Annotated in this window: 25 protein-coding genes; 12 read left to right on the top strand and 13 right to left on the bottom strand. The window is 59.2% G+C overall.

The window, feature by feature from the left end:
• Positions 1-84: 84 nt before the first annotated feature.
• On the bottom strand, positions 85-1077 hold the full coding sequence (locus HW452_RS08185; RefSeq protein WP_224105615.1) for an MDR family NADP-dependent oxidoreductase: 993 nt from the start codon (positions 1075-1077) through the stop codon (positions 85-87).
• A gap of 158 nt (positions 1078-1235) precedes the next feature.
• Here HW452_RS08185 and HW452_RS08190 point away from each other — a divergent pair, with 158 nt between their 5' ends.
• From HW452_RS08190 to HW452_RS08210, 5 genes are all read left to right on the top strand, one after another.
• Positions 1236-2054, top strand: coding sequence for a DUF3100 domain-containing protein (locus tag HW452_RS08190; RefSeq protein WP_224105616.1), 819 nt, complete (start codon positions 1236-1238; stop codon positions 2052-2054).
• A complete protein-coding gene (locus HW452_RS08195) occupies positions 2044-2538 on the top strand; it encodes a hypothetical protein (RefSeq protein WP_224105617.1) in 495 nt (164 codons plus the stop codon). The genes HW452_RS08190 and HW452_RS08195 overlap by 11 nt, the downstream gene beginning before the upstream one ends.
• A gap of 10 nt (positions 2539-2548) precedes the next feature.
• On the top strand, positions 2549-3709 hold the full coding sequence (locus tag HW452_RS08200; RefSeq protein ID WP_224105618.1) for a M20 aminoacylase family protein: 1161 nt from the start codon (positions 2549-2551) through the stop codon (positions 3707-3709).
• A 107-nt stretch (positions 3710-3816) separates the two neighbouring features.
• On the top strand, positions 3817-4707 hold the full coding sequence (locus HW452_RS08205; protein ID WP_224105619.1) for an NAD(P)-dependent oxidoreductase: 891 nt from the start codon (positions 3817-3819) through the stop codon (positions 4705-4707).
• Positions 4704-6254, top strand: a complete 1551-nt coding sequence (locus HW452_RS08210; protein ID WP_224105620.1) for an aldehyde dehydrogenase family protein — start codon at positions 4704-4706, stop codon at positions 6252-6254. The genes HW452_RS08205 and HW452_RS08210 overlap by 4 nt, the downstream gene beginning before the upstream one ends.
• Here the strand turns inward: HW452_RS08210 and HW452_RS08215 are convergent.
• From HW452_RS08215 to HW452_RS08230, 4 genes are all read right to left on the bottom strand, one after another.
• Entirely contained in the window at positions 6233-7171 is a 939-nt protein-coding gene (locus tag HW452_RS08215) for a LysR family transcriptional regulator (RefSeq protein WP_224105621.1), read from the bottom strand. The genes HW452_RS08210 and HW452_RS08215 overlap by 22 nt on opposite strands.
• 50 nt (positions 7172-7221) lie before the next feature.
• The gene (locus HW452_RS08220; protein ID WP_224105622.1) at positions 7222-7578 is read right to left on the bottom strand and encodes a hypothetical protein; all 357 of its coding nucleotides are present in this window, start codon (positions 7576-7578) and stop codon (positions 7222-7224) included.
• Positions 7578-7850 (bottom strand): HU family DNA-binding protein, encoded by a 273-nt coding sequence (locus HW452_RS08225; RefSeq protein WP_224105623.1) that lies wholly within the window; start codon positions 7848-7850, stop codon positions 7578-7580. Before HW452_RS08225 ends, HW452_RS08220 begins: the two co-directional genes overlap by 1 nt.
• Positions 7851-7956: 106 nt before the next feature.
• Positions 7957-9147 carry an NAD(P)/FAD-dependent oxidoreductase gene (locus HW452_RS08230; protein ID WP_224105624.1) on the bottom strand — a complete coding sequence of 397 codons (1191 nt, stop codon included), beginning with the start codon at positions 9145-9147 and terminating at the stop codon, positions 7957-7959.
• Positions 9148-9232: 85 nt separating this feature from the next.
• On the opposite strand from HW452_RS08230, the gene HW452_RS08235 reads away from it, so the two are divergent.
• The 6 genes from HW452_RS08235 to HW452_RS08260 all read left to right on the top strand — a co-directional run bounded on the left by HW452_RS08235 (position 9233) and on the right by HW452_RS08260 (position 14439).
• The gene (locus HW452_RS08235; protein ID WP_224105625.1) at positions 9233-9796 is read left to right on the top strand and encodes a chorismate--pyruvate lyase family protein; all 564 of its coding nucleotides are present in this window, start codon (positions 9233-9235) and stop codon (positions 9794-9796) included.
• 35 nt (positions 9797-9831) lie between these two features.
• Positions 9832-10722 carry a 4-hydroxybenzoate octaprenyltransferase gene (ubiA, locus tag HW452_RS08240; RefSeq protein WP_224105626.1) on the top strand — a complete coding sequence of 297 codons (891 nt, stop codon included), beginning with the start codon at positions 9832-9834 and terminating at the stop codon, positions 10720-10722.
• Between the two features lie 122 nt (positions 10723-10844).
• Complete coding sequence (gene phoB / locus HW452_RS08245; protein ID WP_224105627.1) at positions 10845-11534, top strand: phosphate regulon transcriptional regulator PhoB; 690 nt, start codon at positions 10845-10847, stop codon at positions 11532-11534.
• Between the two features lie 2 nt (positions 11535-11536).
• Complete coding sequence (gene phoR, locus HW452_RS08250) at positions 11537-12829, top strand: phosphate regulon sensor histidine kinase PhoR (RefSeq protein WP_224105628.1); 1293 nt, start codon at positions 11537-11539, stop codon at positions 12827-12829.
• Between the two features lie 304 nt (positions 12830-13133).
• Complete coding sequence (locus HW452_RS08255; RefSeq protein ID WP_224105629.1) at positions 13134-13502, top strand: hypothetical protein; 369 nt, start codon at positions 13134-13136, stop codon at positions 13500-13502.
• Between the two features lie 598 nt (positions 13503-14100).
• Positions 14101-14439 (top strand): hypothetical protein, encoded by a 339-nt coding sequence (locus tag HW452_RS08260; protein ID WP_224105630.1) that lies wholly within the window; start codon positions 14101-14103, stop codon positions 14437-14439.
• 37 nt (positions 14440-14476) lie between these two features.
• On the opposite strand, the gene cysZ is transcribed toward HW452_RS08260, so the two are convergent.
• The 6 genes from cysZ to HW452_RS08290 all read right to left on the bottom strand — a co-directional run bounded on the left by cysZ (position 14477) and on the right by HW452_RS08290 (position 20474).
• A complete protein-coding gene (cysZ, locus tag HW452_RS08265) occupies positions 14477-15250 on the bottom strand; it encodes a sulfate transporter CysZ (RefSeq protein ID WP_224105631.1) in 774 nt (257 codons plus the stop codon).
• A gap of 75 nt (positions 15251-15325) precedes the next feature.
• Positions 15326-16051 (bottom strand): phosphate signaling complex protein PhoU, encoded by a 726-nt coding sequence (gene phoU / locus HW452_RS08270; RefSeq protein ID WP_224105632.1) that lies wholly within the window; start codon positions 16049-16051, stop codon positions 15326-15328.
• Between the two features lie 41 nt (positions 16052-16092).
• Positions 16093-16908: a phosphate ABC transporter ATP-binding protein PstB gene (pstB, locus tag HW452_RS08275; protein WP_224105633.1), complete on the bottom strand. Its 816-nt coding sequence runs from the start codon at positions 16906-16908 to the stop codon at positions 16093-16095.
• Positions 16902-18311 carry a phosphate ABC transporter permease PstA gene (gene pstA / locus HW452_RS08280; RefSeq protein ID WP_224105634.1) on the bottom strand — a complete coding sequence of 470 codons (1410 nt, stop codon included), beginning with the start codon at positions 18309-18311 and terminating at the stop codon, positions 16902-16904. The genes pstB and pstA overlap by 7 nt, the downstream gene beginning before the upstream one ends.
• Complete coding sequence (locus HW452_RS08285) at positions 18311-19426, bottom strand: ABC transporter permease subunit (RefSeq protein ID WP_224105635.1); 1116 nt, start codon at positions 19424-19426, stop codon at positions 18311-18313. Before HW452_RS08285 ends, pstA begins: the two co-directional genes overlap by 1 nt.
• A gap of 97 nt (positions 19427-19523) precedes the next feature.
• Positions 19524-20474, bottom strand: coding sequence for a PstS family phosphate ABC transporter substrate-binding protein (locus HW452_RS08290; RefSeq protein WP_224105636.1), 951 nt, complete (start codon positions 20472-20474; stop codon positions 19524-19526).
• 88 nt (positions 20475-20562) lie between these two features.
• Here HW452_RS08290 and HW452_RS08295 point away from each other — a divergent pair, with 88 nt between their 5' ends.
• Positions 20563-20976, top strand: coding sequence for an acyl-CoA thioesterase (locus HW452_RS08295; protein WP_224105637.1), 414 nt, complete (start codon positions 20563-20565; stop codon positions 20974-20976).
• Positions 20977-21050: 74 nt separating this feature from the next.
• On the opposite strand, the gene HW452_RS08300 is transcribed toward HW452_RS08295, so the two are convergent.
• Positions 21051-22139 (bottom strand): TRAP transporter substrate-binding protein, encoded by a 1089-nt coding sequence (locus tag HW452_RS08300; protein WP_224105638.1) that lies wholly within the window; start codon positions 22137-22139, stop codon positions 21051-21053.
• A 122-nt stretch (positions 22140-22261) separates the two neighbouring features.
• Positions 22262-24460, bottom strand: coding sequence for a DNA helicase II (gene uvrD, locus HW452_RS08305; protein WP_224105639.1), 2199 nt, complete (start codon positions 24458-24460; stop codon positions 22262-22264).
• Positions 24461-24518: the final 58 nt, after the last annotated feature.

Genomic DNA, 24518 nt, shown 5'->3' on the forward strand with positions numbered 1-24518 from the left:
TTATTGGGGGTCGTTGTTAGACTTTAGTATACCTATTGTGGGCAGCCCGTTGCTATGGCTTAAACCATTATATTGCAGGGACTTTCAAGGCATTGCTACTACCCGCTTGCCCAGGTTGTCGCCGTTGAGTAAGCCAATCAGTGCGGGAGCAATGCTATCAAGCCCGCCGCTTATTTTGTCTAGGTGCCAATCTATCCCGCCCTGAACAACGAGCGGCACCATATCGTTTTGGAAGGCATCCCAGTGGTGGAGGTAGTGGGGTACGACAAAGGGGTGTACCGAAACCTTTTTCTGATGCAGTTGAGCGAAATTAGCAGGGCTTTGGCGAGGCCGGGCAGATTGATACTGACTTACCAGGCCGCATAGCACGATGCGTCCATTGACTCTTGTAGCATCTATGGCAGCTCTAAAAGCAGCGCCGCCTACATTTTCGAAATCAAGCGTAATGCCTGTGGGCGCGGCTCGTTTTAGCTGAGCTGCATATGTGGGATGGCGGTGATCAAGCACTGTCTGAAACCCTAGGCGGCGTAACCAATCACGCTTATCTGCCCGCCCGGCTGTGACGATCACACGTGCACCCTGGCGCTTGGCAAGCTGTGCGGCAATTGAGCCGACAGCGCCCGCCGCCGCGCTTACAAGCACGGTATCGTTCTTGGTCGGCTTGCCCAATAGCTGCATGCCGACCCAGGCGGTAAATCCGGTCATACCCAAGGGATGTAAATACGCTAGCGGGTTGATCCCTGCTGGAGTCGGGATAAGTTCTTTGCCGTCAGAGATAACCTCTTCCTGCATCGGCAGATGGCCGACGACGAGATCTCCTGACGTGAAGCGAGGGTGTCGGCTCTCGATTACCTCCGCAAGCGTCCAGCCAGAGAGATGGCTCCCTGCCACCCAATGCTCAATGTAATTATAACCTTCGCTTTGCATGCGAGTGCGCATATAAGGGTCAACACTTATATAGCGGGACTTTAGCAGCAGGACTGGCTTATCAGGTAGTGGAACATCGATGGTTCTAAAGTGTTCAGGCCTTAACTTTCTTTTGGGAAGGCAGTTCAATATCAAGCCGCTGGTGAGCATAGAAGTGGTTCTCACGCTGAAGGAAATTATCGTAATTACAAACCATTCATCTGCTTTAAAGAAAATGATGTACTAAAAAACAGATCACTAAAACTCTATGATTAGAACAGCAACCTTTCGATACTCGAAATGACTCTAACAAAAATAGGATTATTTCCATGGATCTAAAACTGCTGCTGAACTGGCGTCTTCACCTGACAGTGATCGTGACGTCGATGTTCGCCGAGTGGGTTGGCATCGCAAGAATCCCTCTAGGGCCAGGAACGCTTCTTCTCTTGCCCTTGCTGTATGCCTTCGTGATTGGCGTACTTCTCAACCCTCACCTGTTTTCAGTTATGGGCAAACTGGTTCCCAAGTCGGTCAGCCATGCATCAGGGCCGATCATTCTAATTGCCATCCTGCCTTTTATTGCCAAGTTTGGTTCCACCATCGGCCCTGCGATCGAGCAGATCATCGCCGCAGGTCCCGCGCTGCTGCTGCAAGAGGCTGGCAACCTAGGCACCATGCTGATCGCGCTACCGTTTGCCGTGCTGGTACTCAAGATGGGGCGCGAATCCATCGGGGCTACCTACTCCATCGCCCGAGAGCCCAATATCGCTATCATCTCCGACCGGTACGGCTTAAGAAGTCCGGAAGGTATCGGCATCATGGGGGTTTACGTTGTCGGCACAATGTTTGGCACGCTGTATTTTGCACTCATGGCCGGCTATATCGCATCGCTCGATATTCTGGATATCCGTGCGTTGGCCATGGCCTGCGGAGTGGGCAGTGGCAGTATGGTAGCCGCTTGTTCCGCGGCTTTGGTGGAAGCCGTGCCGGCTTCGAAGGATGAACTGCTGGCGTTTGCTGGAGCCAGCAACCTGCTGACGTATGCAACAGGGCTTTATATTTCGCTGTTCATCGCCTTGCCGATTACCGAATGGATGTACAAGCGCCTGAAAGGCAATGCGCCTGCGGAGGTTCGTCATGAAATCTAATCAAACAGCCGTCGATCATTTCGATGCCGAAGCGCTAAAGGAACTGCGTCCAGAAAACCAGCTGGGCAAGACGGCGCTGGTGCTCGCCGCTGTATGTATTTCAGCCTGGTTCAGTAACGTGGTAAACGGCGCGCCATTGCTGGATGCACTACCAGGTATGCTGATCCTTTACGCCATGGTGATGGTGGGGCTGGGCATCGGTCGCGCGTGCCCTTTCTATCTGCCAAGCGTTGCCTGGGTCTCACTGATAAGCATCGTGATGACGCTGCCGATGTTTCCTGGCAGCGAATGGATTCTCGAGCAGCTGGCACAGGTCAACTTTCTGGCAGTGGTAACACCGGTATTGGCCTATGCAGGGCTGGCGCTTACCGGGCGTGAATTTGCCATGTTCAAGCACACTGGCTGGAAACTGGTGCTGGTTGCGCTGCTGGTCTTCACCGGTACGTTTGTTGGCTCAGCGATTGTCGCCCACATACTGCTTTAAGGAGAGAACGATGAGCGTATCGATTAGCCTACCGGACACCGCCTTGCTTGAAGAGTGGCGCCACGACTTTCATCAACACCCTGAAACGGCGTTCGAGGAGCACCGCACCAGTGCCAAGATTGCGTCATTACTGACTGAGTGGGGGCTTGAAGTCACCACGGGATTGGCCGGTACAGGCGTTGTGGCAGTGCTGGACGGGCGTTTGGGGCAGGGCAGAACCATTGGGCTACGGGCCGATATCGACGCCCTGGATATACGTGAAGAGACCGAGTTAGCCTATGCTTCCACGATACCTGGCAAGATGCATGCGTGTGGCCACGATGGCCATACCACCATGTTGCTGGGCGCTGCCTGGGCGCTAACGCAGCAGCCTGATTTCAAGGGTCGGGTGGTGTTTATCTTCCAGCCGGCGGAAGAGAATGAAGGTGGAGGGCGGGCCATGGTGGAGGATGGTCTATTTGAACGCTTCCCCATGGATGCCGTTTATGGCCTGCATAACTGGCCGGGGCTGGCGGTAGGCGAGGCCGCGGTACACGATGCGGCGGTCATGGCGGCGTTCGATATTTTTACGCTGACGCTGACGGGTAAGGGCTGCCATGCGGCCATGCCGCATCTAGGCATTGATACCGTGCTGGCGAGTTGCCAACTGGTTAGTCAACTGCAGGGGTTGATTAGCCGTGAAACCCCGCCCGCCCAGTCGGCGGTTCTTAGTGTTACCAGCATTCATGGTGGCGACACGTTCAATGTCATTCCTGAAAAAGTGGAACTGCGCGGTACGCTGCGCTGTTTTGATATGGCTCTCAAGGAGCGCCTGGAAGCGCGCTTCAAACAGGCCATTACCAGTCTCGCCGAGTTTCATGGTTTGCAGGCCACGCTCGATTACCAGCGCTGCTACCCTGCCACCATCAATACACCGGAGCATGCTGAACAGTGCGCAGCCGTGCTGGAAGATTTGTTGGGTCGCGATAACGTGCACCGTAACCCGCCACCGAGCATGGCATCGGAAGATTTTTCGTTTCTTCTTGCCGAGCGGCCCGGCGCCTATATCTGGATGGGCAATGGTGAACAATCCGCCTCCCTGCATAACCCGCGCTACGACTTCAACGATGCGCTGTTGCCCTTGGGCGCTCGCTATTGGGTAGAGCTTGTTGCCGCGCTGCTCAAGCGTTAACGCAAAGCCTTAATCAACTGCTACTTATCGCTCTCTTGATGCCTTCACGGGTAGGGGAGCGTATAGGCCAAACATGCTCTCTACCGAGAGCTTTAAGGAGTTTTATCGTGTCTTTAACCATTACTGTAATTGGCCTGGGGCAAATGGGCGGCAATATGGCGCTTACTCTTAAAGCCGCCGGATTTGCAGTTACCGGAAGCGATGTTTTTGAACAAGCGCGAACGCGTCTGGCCTCCGAAGGTTTGACGGTTGCCGTTCCCGATGCTTTACCAGCAAGCGACGTCTACCTGCTGTCGCTGCCCACGTCCGCGCATGTGCGTGAGGTAATTGAGCAATCCCCTGGCCTGCTGACCCTTGCGCCGAAAGGGAGTGTAATCGTTGATACCTCCACAAGTGACCCGGCCGTCACTCGTGAGTTGGCCGAAAAAGTAACTGCTGAGGGTCTCCGGTGGCTGGACGCCCCGGTCAGTGGCGGGCCTAAAGGAGCTGCCAGCGGCAAGCTGGGAATGCTGTTGGGAGGGGATGATTCCACTATCGAGCGTGTAATGCCGATGCTGGAAGCGATGTCAGCCAAACGCACCCATGTAGGCGGCCCGGGCAGTGGTCATGTGGTTAAGCTTGCCAATAATTACCTGTGTGCTGCGCACCTGCTGACCACTGCCGAGGCGGTGTCCATGGCAGTCAAAGCGGGCGTTGATCCCGCTGCCTGTTTGGCAGGTATCAATAGTGGGTCTGGCCGTAGTGCGGTAAGTGAGGTGAACTTCCCCGAGTGGGTGCTGAGTGAACGCTTTGATTCAGGCTTTACCTCCGGCCTGATGCGTAAAGACCTGCGCCTGGCTCGGGACGCTGCTGAGCAACTGAATATTCCCTTGCCGCTGTTACAAGCCGTTGTTGGTGCCTGGCATGCGAATCCTGAAAATCCCACCGATAGCGATGACTTTAATCATATCACCACGCCAATTTTAACGCGTACCCATCTAGCGGAGGACAACGAATGAGCTCACTTAGTCAGCATGCCGGTAACCACCTTGCTGAGCTTCTTGATGGCTTTGGATTAGCTGCCGCCACGCCTCTAAGCAACTGGATTGATGGCGAGTTGGTCGCAGGAGAAGGTGAGGAAATCATTTTGATGAATCCGTCCACCGGCGAAGCGCTGGTGAGCTATCGCGATGCGGGTGCTGCACTGATAGAGCGCGCTACCCAAGCGGCTGAGCGTGGACAGCGTGAATGGATGGCATTAACCGCCAGCGACCGTGGACGACGCATGAATGCCGCCTTACGCGGCCTGGAGGGCCATGAAGAAGAACTGGCGCAGCTCGAAAGCGTCGTAGCCGGTAAACCGATTCGCGACTGCCGCGCAGAGGTTGGCAAGGTGCGAGAGATGTTCGAGTACTACGCTGGCTGGTGCGACAAGCAGCACGGCGAAGTGATACCGGTACCTACCTCGCACCTTAACTATGTACGCTACTTGCCCTACGGCGTGGTTGGCCAGATTACCCCATGGAACGCGCCCATGTTTACTTGCGCTTGGCAGCTTGCACCGGCCATTGCGGCAGGTAATGGCGTCGTGCTGAAACCTTCGGAGTTGACCCCCTTTACCTCCGTGGTGATCGGCAGGCTGTTGGAAAATGGCGGTTTGCCACAAGGTCTGATCAATATTGTCAATGGGTTAGGCAAGACCACCGGTTCTGCGCTCACTGGTCATCCCACTATCAGTAAGCTGGTATTCGTGGGTTCCCCCCAAGCTGGGCGCATGATTGCAGAAGCTGGCGCTCGGCGTTTGGTGCCTAGCGTTTTGGAGTTGGGCGGTAAATCAGCCAATATCGTGTTTTCCGATGCGCGTCTGGATGACGCTGTTGCTGGCGCTCAGGCCGCGATCTTTGCAGCTGCCGGGCAAAGCTGTGTCGCAGGGTCGCGGCTATTGATCGAACGTTCGATCTTTGACGAAGTGACGTCTCGATTAGCCAGAGCCGCAGAGCAGATTCAGGTCGGGCTGCCTAGTGACGAGGCTACACGTATGGGGCCGTTGCAGAATCGTCGCCAGTTTGAACACGTAACGAGGATGATCGATGCCGCCGTTGCGGCGGGAGCGCGGATATTAACTGGCGGTAAACGCCCGGAAGGCTTACCGGAAGAAGCCAGGGGTTACTTTATCGCCCCTACCGTTCTGGTCGATGTGACACCGGATATGGAGATCGCCCAGCAGGAGGTATTCGGTCCGGTATTGATTGCCATGGCGTTCGACGATGAGGCGCAGGCCGTTCGCTTGGCCAACGACACGCGGTTTGGGCTGGCCGGTGCCGTCTGGAGCCAGGATGTCGCTAGAGCACATCGGGTGGCTGCACAGCTACGAGCAGGTACGGTATGGATTAATAGCTACAAGGCGATTAGCGTTATGTCGCCCTTTGGTGGCTTTGGCGACAGTGGCTTTGGTCGTTCCAGCGGACTGGAAGGCTTACGTGAATACAGCGTGCCGCAAAGTGTCTGGGTAGAGACGGCGCCCGAGGCGAGCGTTGCCTTTGGCTATGGTAACGGTGTTGGCTGATCGCCCATCGGGTCGCGAAAAGCCTGCATCCAGCGCTGTAAGTGGCGCAATAGCAGTATGCTGGCTTTAGGCTGCTGGCGGCCCACTCTTGTGACCATATGGGCCTGGGAGCGCTGAAATAGCGGGTCATCGATCGGCCGAGCAATCAGAGTGCCGATTTCAAGATCATGGGCCACGGCAAAGGCTGGTAGCAGAGTAATGCCCATACCGCTGCGTACATACTGGGCCAAGGTAACCATGGAGTTGGTATTCATGGCCAACTGCGGCGTAATATGCGCTTGTTGAAAAGCCTGGTCGACCATCTGACGTACACCGTGCGTGGTATCCCACATGGCCATGGGCTCGGCGCCGAGTTGGGTGAGTGACAAGGGCGTGATTTGGGTCGCCAAAAGGTGCCCGGGAGGCAGAATGGCCATCAGTGGTTGAGGGCTTGAAGCCCAGAAACGCAGTTGAGGATGGGTTCGTTCATGAAACATCAGGCCAATATGGCTATGGTCTTCAACGACTGCCTCGATAATACCCGAAGTACCTGCAATATGAATATCGAGCTGAATGCCTTTGTAGCGTTGCTTGAATTCATGCAGCGGAGTGGCAACCAGGTCGCTAACAAACCCTTCGCCGACGGTCAGACGGATAGTGCCGGTTTCAAGGCGCTGATACGCCTCGAGAGAAGTGATGAAGCTTTCGTCCAGCGCACTGCGCCTTTCACAATATTCAAGCAGCATTTCGCCCACCGGGGTGGGCGAAATGCCGTCGCGCTGGCGCTCCATCAACGTTGCCCCCAAGGCTTCTTCCAGCAAAGCGATCTGCCGGCTAACCGCCGAGGGGGCAATGTCTAGTCGTGCCGCTGCACGCCGTATCGATCCAGACTCCAGGGTAACGCGAAAGTAAGCCAAGCGCTGATGAGGTATATCCATCGCGGCTTTTATACCCTTTTAATGAATTACCCTGAGCCAATCATGAAAAGCTACAGGTACTTCAACAGCTTCTGCAGCTTGTTCATGTCGGTAGAGTCACCTACCAGACGCACCTCGCCATTGACCATGCCATCGAGAAACGCCTGCTGGGTAGGCTTTCTGAGAATGCGCAGCGCGGCGTCTTGGTCACGAAACCGCAGCTCAAGGTCCAGGTCTACCGGCAGGCCTTTTTCAGACGTGATGCCCTTGGGTGTCATCCGGTAATGACGGGCAATGCTCAAGTCTTCCGTGGCGACGCCCCAATCAAGGTGACGCATGCGCTCGAGTTGTTCACGAAAGCGCGGTTTCCGGCGCAGGGCACGCTTGAGCATCAAGCCCAATAGCCACAGCGTCAGCTTGAGCTTCATTAGGAAACGGCATCCTTGAGCGCTTTGCCGGGCTTGAAGGCCACGTTCTTGCTGGCCGGAATTTTCAGCGGCTCGCCGGTTTGCGGGTTCTTGCCGGTACGCGCGGCGCGCTCGCGTACGGTGAAGGTGCCAAAGCCGATCAGAGCCACGTCTTCGCCCTTGGCCACGCTGTTGGTGATCTCGTCCAGAATCACGTTCAGGACCTGGCCAGCCTTGTCCTTGGACAAGTCGGCACTTTCAGCGATAGCAGCGGCGAGTTCAGGTTTGCGCATAAGGAATTCCCCTCGTGAAATAGTAAGCAAAAAGCGTAATGATGTTATTAAAAGCGCCACCCAGGCTGGGTCAGCCTATCTAGCCTAGTCGTGAACGCGGTGAAAATCAGCCTAGCAGCACAGGGGCTGCTCTGGAAAGCTCCACTTTCCGTCTCACACAGCCCCCTGTCAACGCAAAACCGACTAAATTCCCCTGTTTATCTTCCCCAAGCGCGGTCATGTCGCCGCCTTCTCCCTCTATTCGCCAGCGCTCGACGCTTGCGGCCGGCGGGTAGGCCACGACCGGCAGCAGCGGGGTCTTGACGATAATCGGCCACGCGCCGAAGCTGACCTGCGTCGGCGTGCCGGCAAGCGTGGCGGCCAGCGCCTTGGCGCTTGCCTGCAATGGCTGCACGTACATGGCGTTCACCCCCGTCACGCAGGCCACATCACCAAGCGCGTAGATGTGCGGGTTCGAGGAGCGAAGGTAACGGTCGACCGTGACGCCGTAGCGAGATATATCAAGCCCGGCGGCGTCGGCAAGCGCGGTGCGCGGTGCCAGGCCGGTGGCCAGCAGCACCAGGTCCACCTCGAGGATGGCGTGATCGTCCAGGGTGAGCCGGACAGCGTTGTCGCTGCCTGCGCTGATATCGACAAGTTTGCGCCCCAGGGCCAGCTGGATACCGGCGTCCTGAAAGGCGCTGCCCAAGGCGGCGCCGAGCGGTTCGGGCAGCAGCCGTGCCAGCGGGGCGCTTTCCGGCGCTACCAGCGTTACCTGATGCCCGCCTGCGTGCAGGTCGTTGGCGAATTCACAGCCCACAAGGCCCGCGCCGATGATGGCCACGCGGGCAGGGCGCTCGTCAAGCGCCGCTCGAAAGCGGCGGTAGTCGTCCAGGTCGTTGACGGTAAAAAAGCGCCGGGAGAGGCTCTCTGGGATCGCAAACGGCGCCTGAGGGGCCGCGCCGGTCGCCAGTACCAGCGTGTCGTAGCCCAGCAGTTGGCCATCGCTCAAGCGAATGGTGCGCGTCGCCGGTGTCAGTTGCTCGACGTGAGTGTGCCTCATTACCCGAGCATCCAGCTCATCGGCAAGCATGGCGGCGCTGCGCTGGGCAAGTTGGTCGGGCAGCAGGCGCTTGGCAAGCCCGGTCGAGAGCAGCGGCTTGCTGTAGTCGTCGCCGCTATCAGCGCTGATCAGAGTGATCGCGCGGCGATCGTTCAGGCGGCGCAGCGCGCGGGCAAGGCCGACGCCCGCCATCCCGGTGCCGATAATGACCAGCCCGGTGTGGTCAGTGGCGTCAAGCGTATGTGATACGGGCATGCCATCCTCAAATAGTCGATGCAATAAAAGCCTGTCTGAGTGCCATGTTACACTAGCTTCCCCATTTTTTGCCCAGGAGCACCCGGTGGCGACTTTCTCTTTTCGGCCTGCTTGCGCTTTCCCCGTCTGGCAACCCGTGGCGGCGGTGCGTCCGGCCATGAGCGCGCCCTGGTGGCAGTGGGTGGCCTCCACCGATTCGCTGACGGCCCGTCTGATAAACGCAGGAGGCGAGCGGCGGTTTCGCGTACGCCTTCTGCGTCAGGAAGTGGGCATGCCCCGGCTGGATGAAGCGCAGGCGCTGGGCATTGCACCGCGCCGTTATGCCTGGCTGCGGGAAGTGGCGCTATGCGTGGGAGATTCGCCCTGGGTGGTGGCGCGTTCGGTGGCGCCGCTGACTCAGCTGCAGGGCCAGCATCTAAAGCGGTTGGGGGAGCGGTCGCTGGGAAGCTGGCTGTTTCAACAGCCTGACCTGGTACGCGGCCCGATAGAGGCAAGCACCTGCCAGCCGCGCTTTGCGTACCCGCAGGATGACAAGGCAAGAAGCCGGTGGGGGCGGCGTTCGGTGTTCCAGCACGGTGGGCTTTCGCTGCTGGTGCAGGAGCACTTTTTAACCACCATGGCTGATGATCTTGGCCTGCCTTCGCGTTAGGCTTGCTCGGCATCTCTTCTTTTCGTGAGGTAAGCATGGATCGTTCTTTGTTGCGGCCAACCGGCTGGGCACGCGCCGCCGATTTTCTGCAGCTGATGCGTCTGGACCGGCCGATCGGGACCTGGCTCTTGATGTGGCCGACCCTGTGGGCGCTGTGGATAGCCACTCGGGGTGTGCCGGGGCGTAACGTCCTGCTGATTTTTGTAGCGGGTGTCTATGTGATGCGTGCGGCGGGCTGCGTGGTCAACGACTATGCGGACCGCCATTTCGATGGCCACGTAAAGCGCACCAAGACCCGTCCGCTGGCCACGGGACGGATCAGCGAGGCAGAGGCGAAGCTGCTGTTTGTCGGGTTGGTCGCGGTGGCCTTCGTTCTGGTACTGCTGACTAACTGGTTCACGGTGATGCTGTCGCTGGGCGGCGTGGTGCTGGCGTTCATCTACCCGTTCATGAAGCGCTATACCCATTTTCCCCAGGTGGTGCTGGGGGCGGCTTTCTCCTGGGCGATTCCCATGGCGTTTGGCGCAGTGCTGGGCCATGTGCCGATGGAGGCATGGGTACTGTTTCTGGCCAACGTGCTCTGGACCGTGGCTTACGACACCCAGTACGCCATGGTCGATCGCGATGACGATCTGAAAATCGGCATCAAGTCGACCGCCGTGCTGTTTGGGAGCGCCGACCGCTTGATCATTGGCCTGTTGCAGTTGGCAACGCTTGCTCTGCTTGCCTGGGTGGGGCTGCGTATGGGGCTGGGCGGCTTCTTCTGGCTGGGGCTTGGTGGCATGGCGGTCACCTTCATTCACCAGCAGCGGCTGATCAAGGAGCGTGAGCGCGACCCCTGCTTTCAGGCATTTCTGAACAACCACTGGTCGGGGCTGCTGGTGTTTGCCGGCATTGCGCTTAGCTGGTGGCCCGTGGCCGGGTAGCCGAGACAAGATCCTGAGCGGGCCGATATGGGTACTTGTCATGGAAGTGTCATCAAGCCATGGTGTTATTGTCACAGATATGTCATTGAACCACCTTTCATTGAGCACCGTGAGGCCCTGGAATGACCGCCAAGACCGTTTTGATTGTCGATGATGAAGCGCCCATTCGCGAGATGATCGCCGTGGCGCTGGAGATGGCTGACTATCGCGTGCTCGAAGCGGATAACGCCCAGGACGCCCACGCCATGGTGGTCGATCACCAGCCCGACCTGCTGCTGCTTGACTGGATGATGCCGGGTACCAGCGGCATCGAGCTTGCCAGGCGCTTGAAGCGTGAAGAGGCGACCGCCGAGCTTCCTATCATCATGCTCACTGCCAAGGGTGAGGAGGACAACAAGATCCAGGGGCTTGAATCCGGCGCGGATGACTATATCACCAAGCCCTTTTCTCCGCGTGAACTGGTGGCGCGCCTGAAGGCGGTGCTGCGCCGTGCGACGCCGCGCGGGGTTGAAGACCCCATCGAGATCAACGGTCTGCTGCTCGACCCGGTCAGCCACCGGGTGAGTGCTGACGGCAAGGCGCTGGAAATGGGGCCCACCGAATACCGCCTGCTGCAGTTCTTCATGACCCATCAAGAGCGTGCCTATACGCGCAGCCAGCTGCTGGATCAGGTGTGGGGCGGCAATGTCTATGTCGAGGAGCGTACGGTGGATGTGCATATTCGCCGTCTGCGCAAGGCGCTGGGCGATGTACATCAGAACCTGATCCAGACGGTACGGGGTACCGGTTACCGCTTCTCTGCCCGGGTGTAAGCATGCGTCTATGGAGTCGTGAGCTGTGGCGCATTGCCTGGTTGGCGACTATTGGAGTTTGCGTAGGCTGGCTGTTGGGGTCGGCCGGGCTAGGGCTGGCGGCCGGACTGGGTGTATGCCTGTTTCATCATCTGCGCCAGCTGCGCACGCTATTTCATTGGTTGACGCTCAACCCTCACGAGGAGCCGCCGGCTGCCGGCGGCATGTGGGGCGAGCTGCTCGACCGTCTCTACCGCTATCAGAAAAGCCAGCGCATCACCCAGGGGCGTCTGCGGGCCACGCTGGCGCGCATTCAAGAGTCCTCGGAGGCCATGCGTGACAGCGTGGTAATGCTGGACCGCCATGGCGACCTCGAGTGGTGGAACAGCGCCGCCACTGACATGCTGGGCCTTCAAACTGCCCATGACCGCGGCCAGCATATTACCAACCTGCTGCGCGACCCTCGTTTCATCAGCTACTTCAATGCGCGCGAATATGGCGAGCCGCTGACGCTTGCCTCACCCATTGATGAACGCAGTATCCTGCAGTATCAGATTACTCTTTATGGCGATGATGAACGCCTGGTCATGGCGCGGGACATCACGCGTCTGCACCGCCTTGAACAGATGCGGCGTGATTTCGTGGCCAATGTCTCTCATGAGCTGCGCACGCCGCTGACGGTGCTGTCGGGCTATCTGGAAACCTATGGTGATCTCGCCGAGCAATTGCCGCCGCGTCTAGGGCGTGGCATCGAGCAGATGCAGGACCAGACTCAGCGAATGCAGAACCTGGTCAATGATCTACTGCTGCTTTCGCGCCTGGAGATCGATCAGGGCGGGCAGGATCATCAGCCACTTTCGGTCGAGACGCTGCTGAACAGCGTCTGCCAGGATGCACTCGCCCTTTCGCATCACAAGCATATGGTTCAGGTGGTCGTTGAAAGTGATGCCCGGCTATTGGGCAGTGAGCAGGAGATACGCAGCGCCATTTCCAACCTGGCATTCAATGCCGTGCGCTATACCCCGGCGGGTAGCCAGATCACCCTGCGCTGGGCCGCCATGGATAACGGCGGCGCCTGCATCGAAGTGGAAGATGACGGTGAAGGCATCGATCCGGTGCATATTCCACGCCTGACCGAGCGTTTCTATCGTGTCGATAAAGGACGCAGTACGGCTACCGGTGGTACGGGCCTTGGCCTTGCCATCGTCAAGCATGTACTGCTGCGCCACGATGCGCAGCTCCAGGTCGAATCCCACCCCGATGAAGGGGCGCTTTTTCGGTGTATCTTTCCCGCCAATCGGCTGATTCAAGACTGAAGACAGGGCGTCGTTTGTTAAAGGTCTTGTACAAATGTGCCAGGGTGGCCGACAACTATGGTCAAAGCCTGCTCATGTGTCATTTTTAACCAGTAAAATCGCACTCTATGGCTTGTAACAGCGCATGAATGCCAATTTGTTTTTTATTTAAGTTTTTGATTTTAAAATTATTTATCTGTTAATTGGGTTTCTTGGCATCGCCCATGCAATACTCTAGGCAAGGAAGATTACCGCAGGAAATGGTAAGCCAGGAAGGCACTTCCTTGAATCTAAGCGGTATTCACAGCGATCTAGGAGACGGAACATGATGTCCAAGGAACTACTCAAGAAAGCTGGTATTTTAGGCGTAACCTTTGGTCTTATGGCAAGCCCTTTTGCCTTTGCTCAAGAGCCAGCTAACCCAAGCGGCAATATCACAGCAGACGAAGAGCCAATGGAAACTCATTCAACTGGCGCGGGTGCAGATTCTGCCACTTATGATCAGAATGATCTGATGCATGAAGAAGGCGATTCAGCAACGGCGACAGACGGCATGGGCTCGTCGCACTCCTCTACCCACACCGATAATGATCCGATGGGTTCAGGACCGACTGGCGAAACATCAGGTGGCGATACGTCCTTCGAATCTGACGATCTGCCCAAGGAAAACAGTTCAGTTACCACTGATCAGTAATTGTTGGTCATAAGTTATTGCAGTTCTTCGCCCAGGAGCGGGCGTATGCGGGACAAGGAAGTCCCACGGTAGGGATAGCAAGCGATTCAAGGATTGAATCAAGCGACAGTCACAACGTTAGTCAGGGTAAATTCCAAGGTTGGAGCCCCGCAAAAGGATAGGAAGCTAGCGTTAGATATTGTCCAGCAGTACAGCGATCAAGACCCTGCCAAGGCGGGGTCTGATTTTTTGTGGCTGGCGTTTTATGGCTACTGCGTTTGTAGATCTTTTTTGCCGAGCATCTCTAGATCTATCCTTGCCAAGCATCGTGAGTCTGATCAGCTGAACATGCCACGGCGCGAAGCCGTTCCCTTGTGTGTCATAACTACCCATATACTTTAGGCGCATGTGTTCCTTTTACACAGTAATTTAGCACGCTATGCTTTTGGGCGGCTGTTTCTTGTGCATCATTTTTATTGACAAGATTTTGAAATAATTAGGTTTTTATATAAAAGAGATATCCTGGCACTGATAATGCTATAATTATTGTGCAAGATGTTTTTTTGTATGTATACTATTTGTATAGTTTTTAGCAGTCTTATTTATTCAGGAGTCAGTCATGTTGACCAAGGCAATGGTAAAGAAAGCAGGTATTCTGGGCGTTTCCCTGGGCCTCGTTGCAAGCCCGATGGCATTTGCACATATGTCCATCGAGCTCAACAAGGATCGTGGGGTGGGTGAAGTTCAAGACAAGCCGCAGTCGACCAACGAATCCGGCGCCGCCAGCTATTCGTCAACCGAGCTGAACCATGGTGAGCGTGACCGCATGAACTCCAACTACACGCCGTCCAGCCAGCATGAGCGCAGTGAGCACGGCTCACGTGACCACGGCGGCAACCGCAACACCTTCAACACGTCCGACCTGACGCGCGATGAGGGTGACAGCACGGAGTGGTAAGCTGAACGTTGTATCCACAAGAGTGTGAAAGACCCCGCTACGGCGGGGTCTTTGCGTTATGGCGTAGGCGATCGGTCGTGTCCTGTGCCGTCAGCTCACGCGCTGTTCGATAGTGCTGATCCCACATCAATACCGCCCCCGCCACGGCGCCTGGAATCAAGAACAGGTTGGCAAGCGGTATCCAGGTGATCAGGGTGACCAGTCCGCCATAGGTCAAGCTTTGCCACCAGTGGTTGGAAAGCCGCCGGCGCATGTCGCTAAAGGCGACCTTGTTGTTATCCATCGGATAATCCAGATAGGTAATCGCCATTATCCAAGCGGAAAACAGCCCCCAGAGCAGTGGAGCGAAAAGGTTCACGCCGGGAATCCAGCTGATGACGAAAAGGGCAATGGCCCGGGGCGCGATATATGCCAGCTTGACCAGCTCTCGGCCCAGCGCATCGATGGCGGTCCTGGCAAGACTCCTGTCATCCAGCGGAATGTGTCCGGTGGCCTGCACTTCCACCTTGGCGGCAAGAAAGCCGTAGAAGGGGGCGGCAATGAGGTGGGTGATCAGCGTAAAGGTAAAAAACACCACCGCCAGCAGACTGATTACGAACAACGGCCAGATCAGCCAGGAGAGCCAGTCAAGCCAACCGGGCACCAGTGACATCCAGTGATCCAGCCAACCCGAGAAGCGGGTGATGACGACGCTCAACAGCGTCGCGTAAACGATGACATTGACCAGAATGGGGAGAAAGATATATCGCCGCAACCCCTTTTGATAGACCAGGCGCGTGCCCTGGCCGAGCGCTGTCATGGCATTCAACATGGTACTGTGTCCTCATGAATCGGCGTCCAGGCTGGCATCAGCCCGGACGTATTGCATGAGGAATTGCCGGGTGGGTCAAGGCTTTTTCAGCATCTTCTGATCCACGCTGCCCAGGTCGCTATGACGGATGTCCAGGCCTTTCACCAGATACACCACGTACTCTGCCAGGTTGTTGGCATGATCGCCCACCCGTTCCAGGGCGCGCAGTACCCACATGATGCTGAGAACCGAACTGATGGCGCGGGAGTCTTCCATCATGAAGGTCATCAGCGAGCGCATGGCGCTGCCATACTCATCGTCCACCAGCTCATCCTCATGCACGACCTGCATGGCAAGCTCGGTGTCGAAGCGGGCAAATGCGGTCAGCGCATCGCGCAGCATCTTGCGCACGTGCTCGCTGATATGGCGAACCTCGATCAGACCGCGTACGGTGCTGGTATTTTCGCTCAACAGCAGCGCATTGCGGGCGATCTTGCTGGCCTCGTCACCAATGCGCTCGAGATCCGAAGTGGCGCGAATGACCGCCAGTACCAGGCGCAAGTCGGACGCCGCCGGCTGGCGGCGTGCCAGCACACGTGTACACTCGTCATCGATCTGCAGCTGCAGTTCGTTCACCTGACGATCATTGTCACGAACCTTCTCGGCCAGGCGGGTGTCGCCTTCCAGCAAGGCGTGCACGGCGTCCTGCACTTGCTTCTCCACCAGGCCGCCCATGGCCATCAGGTGGGTTTTCAGCTCTTCCAGTTCCTGATTGAACTGGCGCGAGATATGTTGGCTGTGGGTATTGCTCGTAATATCCATTGAGCGCTCCTGATGGCTTGTCGGTTAGGCCTGATGATGGTTCACGTCATGCGGCCGGTGATGTAGTTTTCGGTGCGCTGCAAGCGCGGGTTGGTGAAGACCTGATCGGTCGTCCCGTATTCGACCAGCTCGCCGCCGTGCATGAAGGCGGTGTAGTCGGATACGCGGGCGGCCTGCTGCATGTTGTGCGTGACAAGAATCAGCGTCAGCTGCGACTTGAGGTTGCGGATCAGCTCTTCGATCTTCAGGGTTGAAATAGGGTCCAGTGCCGATGCCGGCTCGTCGAGCAGCAGCACGTCGGGCTGAACGGCCAGCGTGCGGGCGATGACCAGACGCTGCTGCTGTCCGCCGGAGAGCTGCCAGGCCGAGCGATGCAGGCGGTCCTTTACCTCGTCCCACAATGCCGCCGAGGTCAGTGCCCACTCGATGATGTCGTCGCGCTGGCGCTTGGGCAGACGGTGCTGCAGGCGCAGGCCAAAGGCGACGTTCTCATAGATCGACATGGGAAACGGGTTGGGCGTCTGGAACACCATGCCTACCCGTCGGCGAAGCTCGGTCACGTTGGTCCTGGGGGCGTAGATATCCTGGCCCTCGAGCTCGATCCGCCCGCTGTGCTCGACGCTCTCATTGAGATCGTGCAGGCGGTTGATGGCGCGCAAAAGCGTCGATTTTCCACAGCCGGATGGGCCAATGAACGCGGTTACCCGATGACGCGGCACATCAAGGCTAAGCTCGCGCAGCGCCGGCTTGCCTGCATAGGCAAGGCTGAAGCGCTCGATGCTCAGGGCGCGGTGCTCGGCTGGAAAGTGCGTCACCGGCGCCTGTGAAGCGTTGGCTGAGTCTAATGACGCTAGCATTCGTTTCCCCGTTGGCGCCTGAAATAATGACGCAGAAATATGGCAGTTAGATTAAGCACCAGCACGATCAGCACCAAAAGAAGGGCCGTGGCATATACCAGCGGCATGGCGGCCTGCACATCTTCGCCGTGAAAGGCGGTATCAAACAGATGATAGCCAAGGTGCATGAACTTGCGCTCCAGGTGCAGGTAGGGAAATTCACCGTCGACCGGCATCTGGGGGGCGAGCTTGGCCACACCCACCAGCATCAGTGGCGCCACCTCGCCGGCGGCGCGGGCCACGGCCAGAATCACCCCGGTCAGCATGGCGGGAACGGCCATGGGCAGCACGATACGCATCAGCATTTCCAGGCGCGTGGCGCCCAGGGCCACGGCGCCTTCACGCTGGGCATCGGGAATCCGCGCCAGGCCCTCTTCGGTGGCCACGATCACCACCGGAAGCGTCAACAGGGCCAGCGTCAGAGACGCCCACAGCAACCCGCCCGTGCCGAACGTGGGCGAGGGCAGGGTATTGCTGAAGAACCAGCTGTCCAGCGAGCCGCCGATGCCATAGACGAATACGCCAAGGCCGAACACGCCGTAGACGATGGAGGGTACACCGGCCAGGTTGCGCACACCGATGCGGACCAGACGGGTAAGGCGGTTTTGATGGGCGATCTCGTTAAGATAGATTGCCGCCAGCACGCCAAAAGGTGTCACGATGACCGACATCAGGATCACCATCAGCAGCGTGCCGAAGATGGCCGGCCAGACGCCGCCGCTGGTGTTGGCGGCCCGTGGGCCCTCACTCAAGAACTGCCAGACGCGCTGGCCCCAGGCGCTGGTTTTCTGCCACCACGTCATGGCATTGGGAGCCGTCGCGTGGCTGATGCTGGCCAGCGGTTGACGCAGGATCTGTCCGTCGGCGGTGGCCAGGACCAGCTCTCCCGACGGGCGCTGGCTGGCGGGCAGCGCCAGGGCAGCGGTCAGGTACTCCCAGGCCGGCTGGCCCTCGAGCTGTTCGCCTTCTGCGTCTATGCCGACCAGGCGGCCGATGAAGTCGCCCCAGGGGGTGCGTTCCAGGCGAACAAGCGCCTCAGGCGTGGTGCGCTGGACAATATCGTCCAGCGCCAGCCAGCGCCAGTTGGCGCCCGACACATCGCGATTGCCCGTGAAGTAGAGGCGTTCAGCGCCGGCCTCTTGAGGCAGTGATGTTTCGCGGATGGCCTCGCCTGTTACCACCTCGCCGGAGCGCAGCGTGACCTCTTCAAGCGTAGCGGGCCAGAAATGCCCCAGCCCGCGCACCAGCAGCAGCGAAAGCAGTGCCGTCAGCATGAGCAGCGACAGCGCAACGCTTGCCGCGCACAGCCAGGGCCATAGCCTGTCGAGCAGGCGCAGGGAGGAAGCGGTGAATTGACGGCGCATCAGTAGCGCCCCGCTTTCTGGTAGCGGCGGCGCATGCGCAGGCGGACCATTTCGGCCAGAGTGTTGACCAGAAACGTGAAGATGAACAGCACCAGCGCGGCGAGTATCAGGTAGCGATAGGTCAGCCCGCCGGGCGAGGCTTCGGGCAGCTCGATGGCGATGGCTGCGGCCATCGAACGCATTCCCTCGAAGGGGCTGGCGCTGAACAGGGCGGTATTACCGCTGGCCATCAGCACGATCATGGTTTCCCCCACGGCGCGCCCGGCGCCAATCATCACCGCCGAAAAGATGCTGGGCCCGGCCGCGGGTAGTGCGACCTTCCATAGTGCCTGCCAACGGCTGGCGCCGAGCGCCTGTGCGCCTTCCATCAGTGCATGGGGCACATCGGCGAGTGCATCCTCGGCAAGCGCATAAATACTGGGGATGACGGCAAACCCCATGGCGATGCCCACGACCAGCGCATTACGCGTGGCGTAATCCAGCCCCCAGCGCTGTTCCAGCCACTGGCGAAGGTCGCCACCGGGTAGCATGGTTTCCAGCAGCGGGGCGAGCCACAGTGCCAGCATCAGCATGCCGGCAAGCCAGGGCACCAGCCACAAGCCGGCCCAGGAGAGCGGCAGGCCCTGGCGCAGGCGCGAGGAGAGCAGGTGCCAGAGAACCCCGGCCAGCCCTGCGCTCAGCGGCAGCCACACCAGCACCACCAGCGTACTGGCCAGATGACGCTCTACCCAGGGCGCCAGCACCAGGCCGGCAATAAACCCGATGACCACACCGGGGATGGCTTCCATCATTTCAAGCGCAGGCTTGATACGGCTACGCAGGCGTGCCGACATGAACAGGGCTGAATACATGGCTGCTCCCAGCGCAATCGGCAGGGCAAACAGCATGGCGGCAAGGGCGGCCTTCAGCGTGCCCCAGGCCAGCGGTGACAGCTTGACCAGCGCAAACGTCTGATCAAGGCCCAGCAGCGGCAGGGTTTCCCAGACGAGAAAGACGCCGATGGCCAGAATGGCCAGCAGCACGCCGATACCGCCGGCGGTAATCAATCCGGTGGCAATACGGTTTTTGAGCTGGCGTAGCGGCTGATGAGAAACCGGCGCGCGTGGTGGGATCATGGCAACTTCATAGCGGGGTCACAGGCGTCACGACCATCGTCTGCATAAGAACTCTCCTTACTCTACATCACTTTTATGACAGTTAGATGATGGTGATTTACCAGGCAAGCTGGGTGGCAAGCTCGCTTTCAGGTAGCGGTACGAAACCGGCGGCGCGCGCAATCTGCTGGCCCTCCTCGGAGAGGATAAGGGACAAGAAAGCCTGGTCGGCAGGCGGCAGCGACTCGCCTGGCGGCAGGTTCACATACAGGTAGAGGTCGCGCGCCAGCGGATACTCGTTGCGCTGTATGGTCTGCTCGGTAGGGGCGATTTCAGCCCCATCCTGAGTGATCAGGCGCAGCGCGTGAACCATGGGTGTCAGATGGTTGTAGCCGGCGTAGCCCATGGCGCTGGGTGACTCGCCCACCGCAGCGACTACCGCCGACGAACCCGGATGTTCGCTGATGTCCGGCCGAAAATGGCCGCCGCACAATACTTCTGCCTGAAACAGCCCGTGGGTTCCCGAGGCCAGGTTGCGCCCATGCAGAGCGATATGCCCGTAAGGCCAGTCACGGGTCGCAGGCAGCTCTTCCCAGCGGTGAATGGGCGTGCTGGCGCCACAGGCCTGATCGGTGGAAAAGATGGCATCGGCCTGCTGGCGGGTAATGGCGTTCAGCGGGTTATGGCGATGCACCACCAGCACCAGGGCATCCTTGGCGACTCTCAGCGCCAGCGGCGGATAGCCGTAGCGGTCGATGAATGCCTGGCGCTCCGCTTCATTCATGGGCCGCGACATGGGGCCCAGGCGAGTGGTGCCAGCGGTCAGGGCCGGTGGAACGCTTGCCGAGCCAGTTGCCTGAAACTGTACGCTGACTTCCGGGTAGCGGTTGGTCAGCGCTTCTGCCCAACGCAGCGTCAGACCCGCCATGGTATCCGAGCCGATGGCGCTGAGCGTACCGCTGATGGGTTGTGGTTGCCCAAAGGCCATGGATGCGCATAGCATGAGCGCCACGGCGAGAGCAGCGCGCCAGCGAAAGGCCCGGCTGCGTGGTAAACCGATACGCTTCAAACGTTTCTCCTCGTATGCTTGATCTGGCGCCCTTATAATATTGCGATGCAGCAGTACCACAACAATAAACCTTTTAAGCGACCGACTCATGACACTCTTGGAAACCGATCTGGACGATGCCCCGGCCCCTCAAGGCCAACTCACCCTGAAATTGCTGGCTTCTCGACAGGATACCAATCTTTACGGCGATATTCCGGGCGGTTGGCTGATCAATCACATGGACCAGTCCGCCGAGCTTGCCGCAGGACGCGAGGCCGGCGGGCGCACGGCAACCGTGGCCATCGAGTCGATGGATTTCTTGAGTCCGGTACGCGTGGGGTCGATGGTGAGCGTCTATACCCAGGTACAGGAGATTGGGCACAGCTCGATCAGGATCATTGTGGAGGTGTGGGTGCGCCCGCCCCATGCTCGACGCCTTGAAGAGCGCCAGAAAGTGACCGAGGCGCGTTTCGTGCGAGTGGCGCTGGACGACAATGGCCGCATCCGCGCCGTTCACGGCTGATGGAACCAGGGCATCCAGCACGCCGACAGGGGCGCCTGAGCGCCCCTGTCGGCATCGGTCGAAAGGAATAGGCCTTAACCGGTGACCTGTTCGCGACCCTTGAAGTAGGCATACTCGCCGATATCGCTGAACGGGCGCATCACCTGCTGGAACGCCGAGTAGGATTCATACACACGGCGGGAGTCCTCATCGCTTTCCACCTGGCGCTGAATCACGTTCTGCGACGACTCGTAAAGCGCCTGAATCACGTCTTCGGGCAGCTCGCGCAGTTGCACACCGTGCTCGTCGACCAGGGTTTCGAGCGCCTGGGCATTGCGGTAGGCGAACTCGGTGAACATCGCCAGGTTGGAGGCACGTGCCGCTTCGCGGATGACGTCCTGTAGATCTTCCGGCAGCGCGTTCCAGGCGTCCATGTTGATCATGGTCTCGACGGTGGCCGTCGGCTCGTTCCACACCGTGGTGTAGTAGTAGTCGGCCACCTGGTGCAGGCCAAACGCCATGTCGTTGTAGGGGCCTACCCAGTCGGCGGCGTCCAGCACGCCGGTCTGCAGCGAGGTGAAGATCTCAGACCCCGGCAGGTTGACGGTGCTGACGCCGATGCCGTTCATGGCTTCCCCGGCCAGGCCCGGAAGACGCAGTTTCAGGCCCTGCATGTCGGCAAGGGAATTGATCTCTTTCTTGAACCAGCCGGCCATCTGCGGGCCGGTATTGCCCACGGCAAACGGCTTGAGATTGTGCTTGGCGTAGATCTCGTCCCACAGCTCCTGACCACCGCCGTGATACAGCCACGCATTCATCTCGGTGGTGGTCATGCCGAAGGGCACGGCGGTAAAGAACTGCGCTGCCGCTACCTTGCCACGCCAGTAGTAGGGCGTGGAGTGGCCCATTTCAGCGGTGCCCGCGGCAACGGCGTCAAAGACTTCCAGAGCGGGCACCAGCTCGCCGGCGCCGTGTACGCGAATGGTCATCCGACCGTTCGAGAGCTGCTCGACGCGCTTGGCAAAGTCGTTGGCGCCGGTACCCAGCGCCGGGAAGTTTTTCGGCCAGGACGTGACCATGTCCCAGGTATAGGTTTCTTGCGCGTGGGCGCTGCTGACGAAAGGCGCGGCGGCGACACCGGCGGCACCCAGGCCGGCGGTTTTCAAAAATTGGCGGCGTTGCATGGCGGGCATAACTCCGAGAAAGCATGATTTTTGTGTAATTGCACGTGAGCGCAAGTGTCCGCCCGTCAGTATGCGCTAATCATGTTTTATTGGGCAAGCCGCTCCCCGCCCCGCAGGTAGCGCTAGAGCGGTGTCAGCTTGGCAAACCCAAGCACCAGCCACTTGACCCCCTCACCCTCGAAACTCACCTGCACGCGAGCTCGGGCACCTTCGCCTTCGGCATTGAGGATCACCCCTTCGCCAAACACCGGATGATCCACGCGCTGGCCAACGTGCAGCGCCGGCAGGTCGCCATCGCTCTCGACGCTCTGCTGGGCAAAGCTCGTTCGCGCCGCTGTCACCGGGCGGGAGATATGCCCGCGCAGGCGCACTTCTTCAAGCAGGTGCGGCGGCAGCTCGCGCAGAAAGCGCGATGGCCGGGGAAAGACTTCCTTGCCGTGCAGGCGACGGGTTTCGGCGTGGGTCAGGTAAAGCTTCTGCATGGCGCGGGTCACGCCCACGTAGCATAGCCGGCGCTCCTCTTCGAGCCGCCCCGGCTCCTCGATCGACATCTTGTGCGGGAACAGACCCTCCTCCACCCCGGCGATAAACACTACCGGAAACTCCAGCCCCTTGGCGGAGTGCAGCGTCATCAGTTGCACGCTGTCCTCGAACTCCTCGGCTTCATGGTCGCCGGCGTTGAGCGCCGCTTCGGAAAGAAAGGCCTCGAGTGCCGCCATGCCCTCACCCGCTTCGGGAGTTTCAAAGGCATCGCCCTGGGTGAAGGCGCGCGCGGCGGTGACCAGCTCCTCGAGGTTTTCCACCCGTGCCTGGCCCTTTTCGCCGCGCTCGCTCTTGTGATGCTCGATCAGTCCGGTGTGCTCGGTGACATGATCGATGATTTCATGCAGCGTCAGGCCCGCGGCATCGTTGTCGAGCTGCTCGATCAGGTTGGCGAAGGTCTGCACGGCGTTGGCGGCGCGGCCTTTCAGCGTGCCATCGCCCAGCGCATCATGCAGCGCCTGCCATAGTGAAATGCTCTGTTCGCGGGCGCGCAGACGGAGAATCTCCACGGTGCGCGTGCCGATACCGCGGGTAGGCACGTTGATCACCCGCTCAAGGGAAGCGTCGTCGTCGCGGTTGAGCAGCAGGCGCAGGTAAGCCAGGGCGTTCTTGATTTCCAGGCGTTCGTAGAAGCGGTGCCCGCCGTAAATGCGGTAGGGCATCCCCTGGCGGATCAGGGTCTCCTCTAGAAGCCGGGACTGGGCGTTGGAGCGGTAGAGAATCGCGATATCGCGCCGGTTGACGCCTTCATCGACCTTCTCCTTGATGGTATCGACGATATAGCGTGCCTCTTCCAGGTCGTTGAACCCGGCGTAGACCGAGATCGGCTCTCCCTCGATGCCGTCGGTCCACAGGTTCTTGCCCAGCCGTTCGCTGTTATGGCTGATCAGGGCGTTGGCCGCATCCAGAATGGCGCTGGTCGAGCGGTAGTTCTGCTCCAGGCGCACGATATGGGTCTGAGGGAACTCCTCTTCGAAGCGGCGGATGTTCTCGACCTTGGCGCCCCGCCAGCCGTAGATCGACTGGTCGTCGTCGCCCACGGCGGTCATGGGCGTCTGCATGCCGGTCAAGAGCTTCAGCCAGGCGTACTGCAGGGTATTGGTATCCTGAAACTCATCCACCAGCACGTGGCCGAAGCGTTCGCGGTAGTGGTTCAGAAGCGGCGGGTTGTCGCGCAGCAGCTCCAGGCTTCGAAGCAGCAGCTCGCCGAAATCCACCAGGCCGCCGCGCTCACAGGTCAGCTGGTAGCGCTCGTAAAGCTCGACCATCTGCGCCATGTAGCCATCGCCATCCACATTGACCTGATGAGGGCGCAGGCCTTCTTCCTTGCAGCCACCGATGAAGGCCTGCACTTGGCGTGGCGGGTAGCGCTCGTCGTCGATCGAGTAGTCTTTGAGCAGCCGTTTGATCAGCCGCAGCTGGTCGTCGGAATCGATGATCTGGAAATTCTGCGGCAGGCGCGCATCCTGCCAGTGGGTGCGCAGCAGGCGGTGGGCAATCGAGTGAAAGGTGCCCACCCAGACGTGGCGCATGGAGATGCCCAGCAGCGCCTCCAGACGCGTGCGCATCTCGCGGGCGGCCTTGTTGGTGAAGGTAACCGCCAGCAGCGCGTAGGGCGAGAGGCCTTCGGCATGCATCAGCCAGGCGATACGATGTACCAGCACCCGGGTTTTACCCGAGCCGGCACCGGCCAGGACGAGAAGATTGCCCTGGGGGGCGCTGACCGCCTCGCGCTGGGCGGTGTTGAGCTGATCGAGTATCGCCGTGACGTCGTCCATAAAAGCCGCTGCCGGATCGAAAATGGGCGCTTAGTCTAGCACAGCAAGCACACTGGCT

Source organism: Vreelandella aquamarina (assembly GCF_020075495.1).
GTDB lineage: Bacteria > Pseudomonadota > Gammaproteobacteria > Pseudomonadales > Halomonadaceae > Vreelandella > Vreelandella aquamarina_A.

Bases quoted from the DNA above. Each gene is read 5' to 3' on its own strand.
- HW452_RS08195 (WP_224105617.1), top strand. From the start codon at position 2,044: ATGAAATCTAATCAAACAGCCGTCGATCATTTCGATGCCGAAGCGCTA.
- HW452_RS08185 (WP_224105615.1), bottom strand. From the start codon at position 1,077: ATGCTCACCAGCGGCTTGATATTGAACTGCCTTCCCAAAAGAAAGTTA.
- HW452_RS08300 (WP_224105638.1), bottom strand. From the start codon at position 22,139: ATGCAACGCCGCCAATTTTTGAAAACCGCCGGCCTGGGTGCCGCCGGT.
- pstB (WP_224105633.1), bottom strand. From the start codon at position 16,908: ATGCTAGCGTCATTAGACTCAGCCAACGCTTCACAGGCGCCGGTGACG.
- HW452_RS08190 (WP_224105616.1), top strand. From the start codon at position 1,236: ATGGATCTAAAACTGCTGCTGAACTGGCGTCTTCACCTGACAGTGATC.
- pstA (WP_224105634.1), bottom strand. From the start codon at position 18,311: ATGCGCCGTCAATTCACCGCTTCCTCCCTGCGCCTGCTCGACAGGCTA.
- HW452_RS08230 (WP_224105624.1), bottom strand. From the start codon at position 9,147: ATGCCCGTATCACATACGCTTGACGCCACTGACCACACCGGGCTGGTC.
- HW452_RS08215 (WP_224105621.1), bottom strand. From the start codon at position 7,171: ATGGATATACCTCATCAGCGCTTGGCTTACTTTCGCGTTACCCTGGAG.
- HW452_RS08295 (WP_224105637.1), top strand. From the start codon at position 20,563: ATGACACTCTTGGAAACCGATCTGGACGATGCCCCGGCCCCTCAAGGC.
- uvrD (WP_224105639.1), bottom strand. From the start codon at position 24,460: ATGGACGACGTCACGGCGATACTCGATCAGCTCAACACCGCCCAGCGC.
- cysZ (WP_224105631.1), bottom strand. From the start codon at position 15,250: ATGTTGAATGCCATGACAGCGCTCGGCCAGGGCACGCGCCTGGTCTAT.
- HW452_RS08260 (WP_224105630.1), top strand. From the start codon at position 14,101: ATGTTGACCAAGGCAATGGTAAAGAAAGCAGGTATTCTGGGCGTTTCC.
- HW452_RS08255 (WP_224105629.1), top strand. From the start codon at position 13,134: ATGATGTCCAAGGAACTACTCAAGAAAGCTGGTATTTTAGGCGTAACC.
- HW452_RS08225 (WP_224105623.1), bottom strand. From the start codon at position 7,850: ATGCGCAAACCTGAACTCGCCGCTGCTATCGCTGAAAGTGCCGACTTG.
- HW452_RS08285 (WP_224105635.1), bottom strand. From the start codon at position 19,426: ATGATCCCACCACGCGCGCCGGTTTCTCATCAGCCGCTACGCCAGCTC.
- HW452_RS08210 (WP_224105620.1), top strand. From the start codon at position 4,704: ATGAGCTCACTTAGTCAGCATGCCGGTAACCACCTTGCTGAGCTTCTT.
- HW452_RS08200 (WP_224105618.1), top strand. From the start codon at position 2,549: ATGAGCGTATCGATTAGCCTACCGGACACCGCCTTGCTTGAAGAGTGG.
- phoB (WP_224105627.1), top strand. From the start codon at position 10,845: ATGACCGCCAAGACCGTTTTGATTGTCGATGATGAAGCGCCCATTCGC.
- phoU (WP_224105632.1), bottom strand. From the start codon at position 16,051: ATGGATATTACGAGCAATACCCACAGCCAACATATCTCGCGCCAGTTC.
- HW452_RS08220 (WP_224105622.1), bottom strand. From the start codon at position 7,578: ATGAAGCTCAAGCTGACGCTGTGGCTATTGGGCTTGATGCTCAAGCGT.
- phoR (WP_224105628.1), top strand. From the start codon at position 11,537: ATGCGTCTATGGAGTCGTGAGCTGTGGCGCATTGCCTGGTTGGCGACT.
- ubiA (WP_224105626.1), top strand. From the start codon at position 9,832: ATGGATCGTTCTTTGTTGCGGCCAACCGGCTGGGCACGCGCCGCCGAT.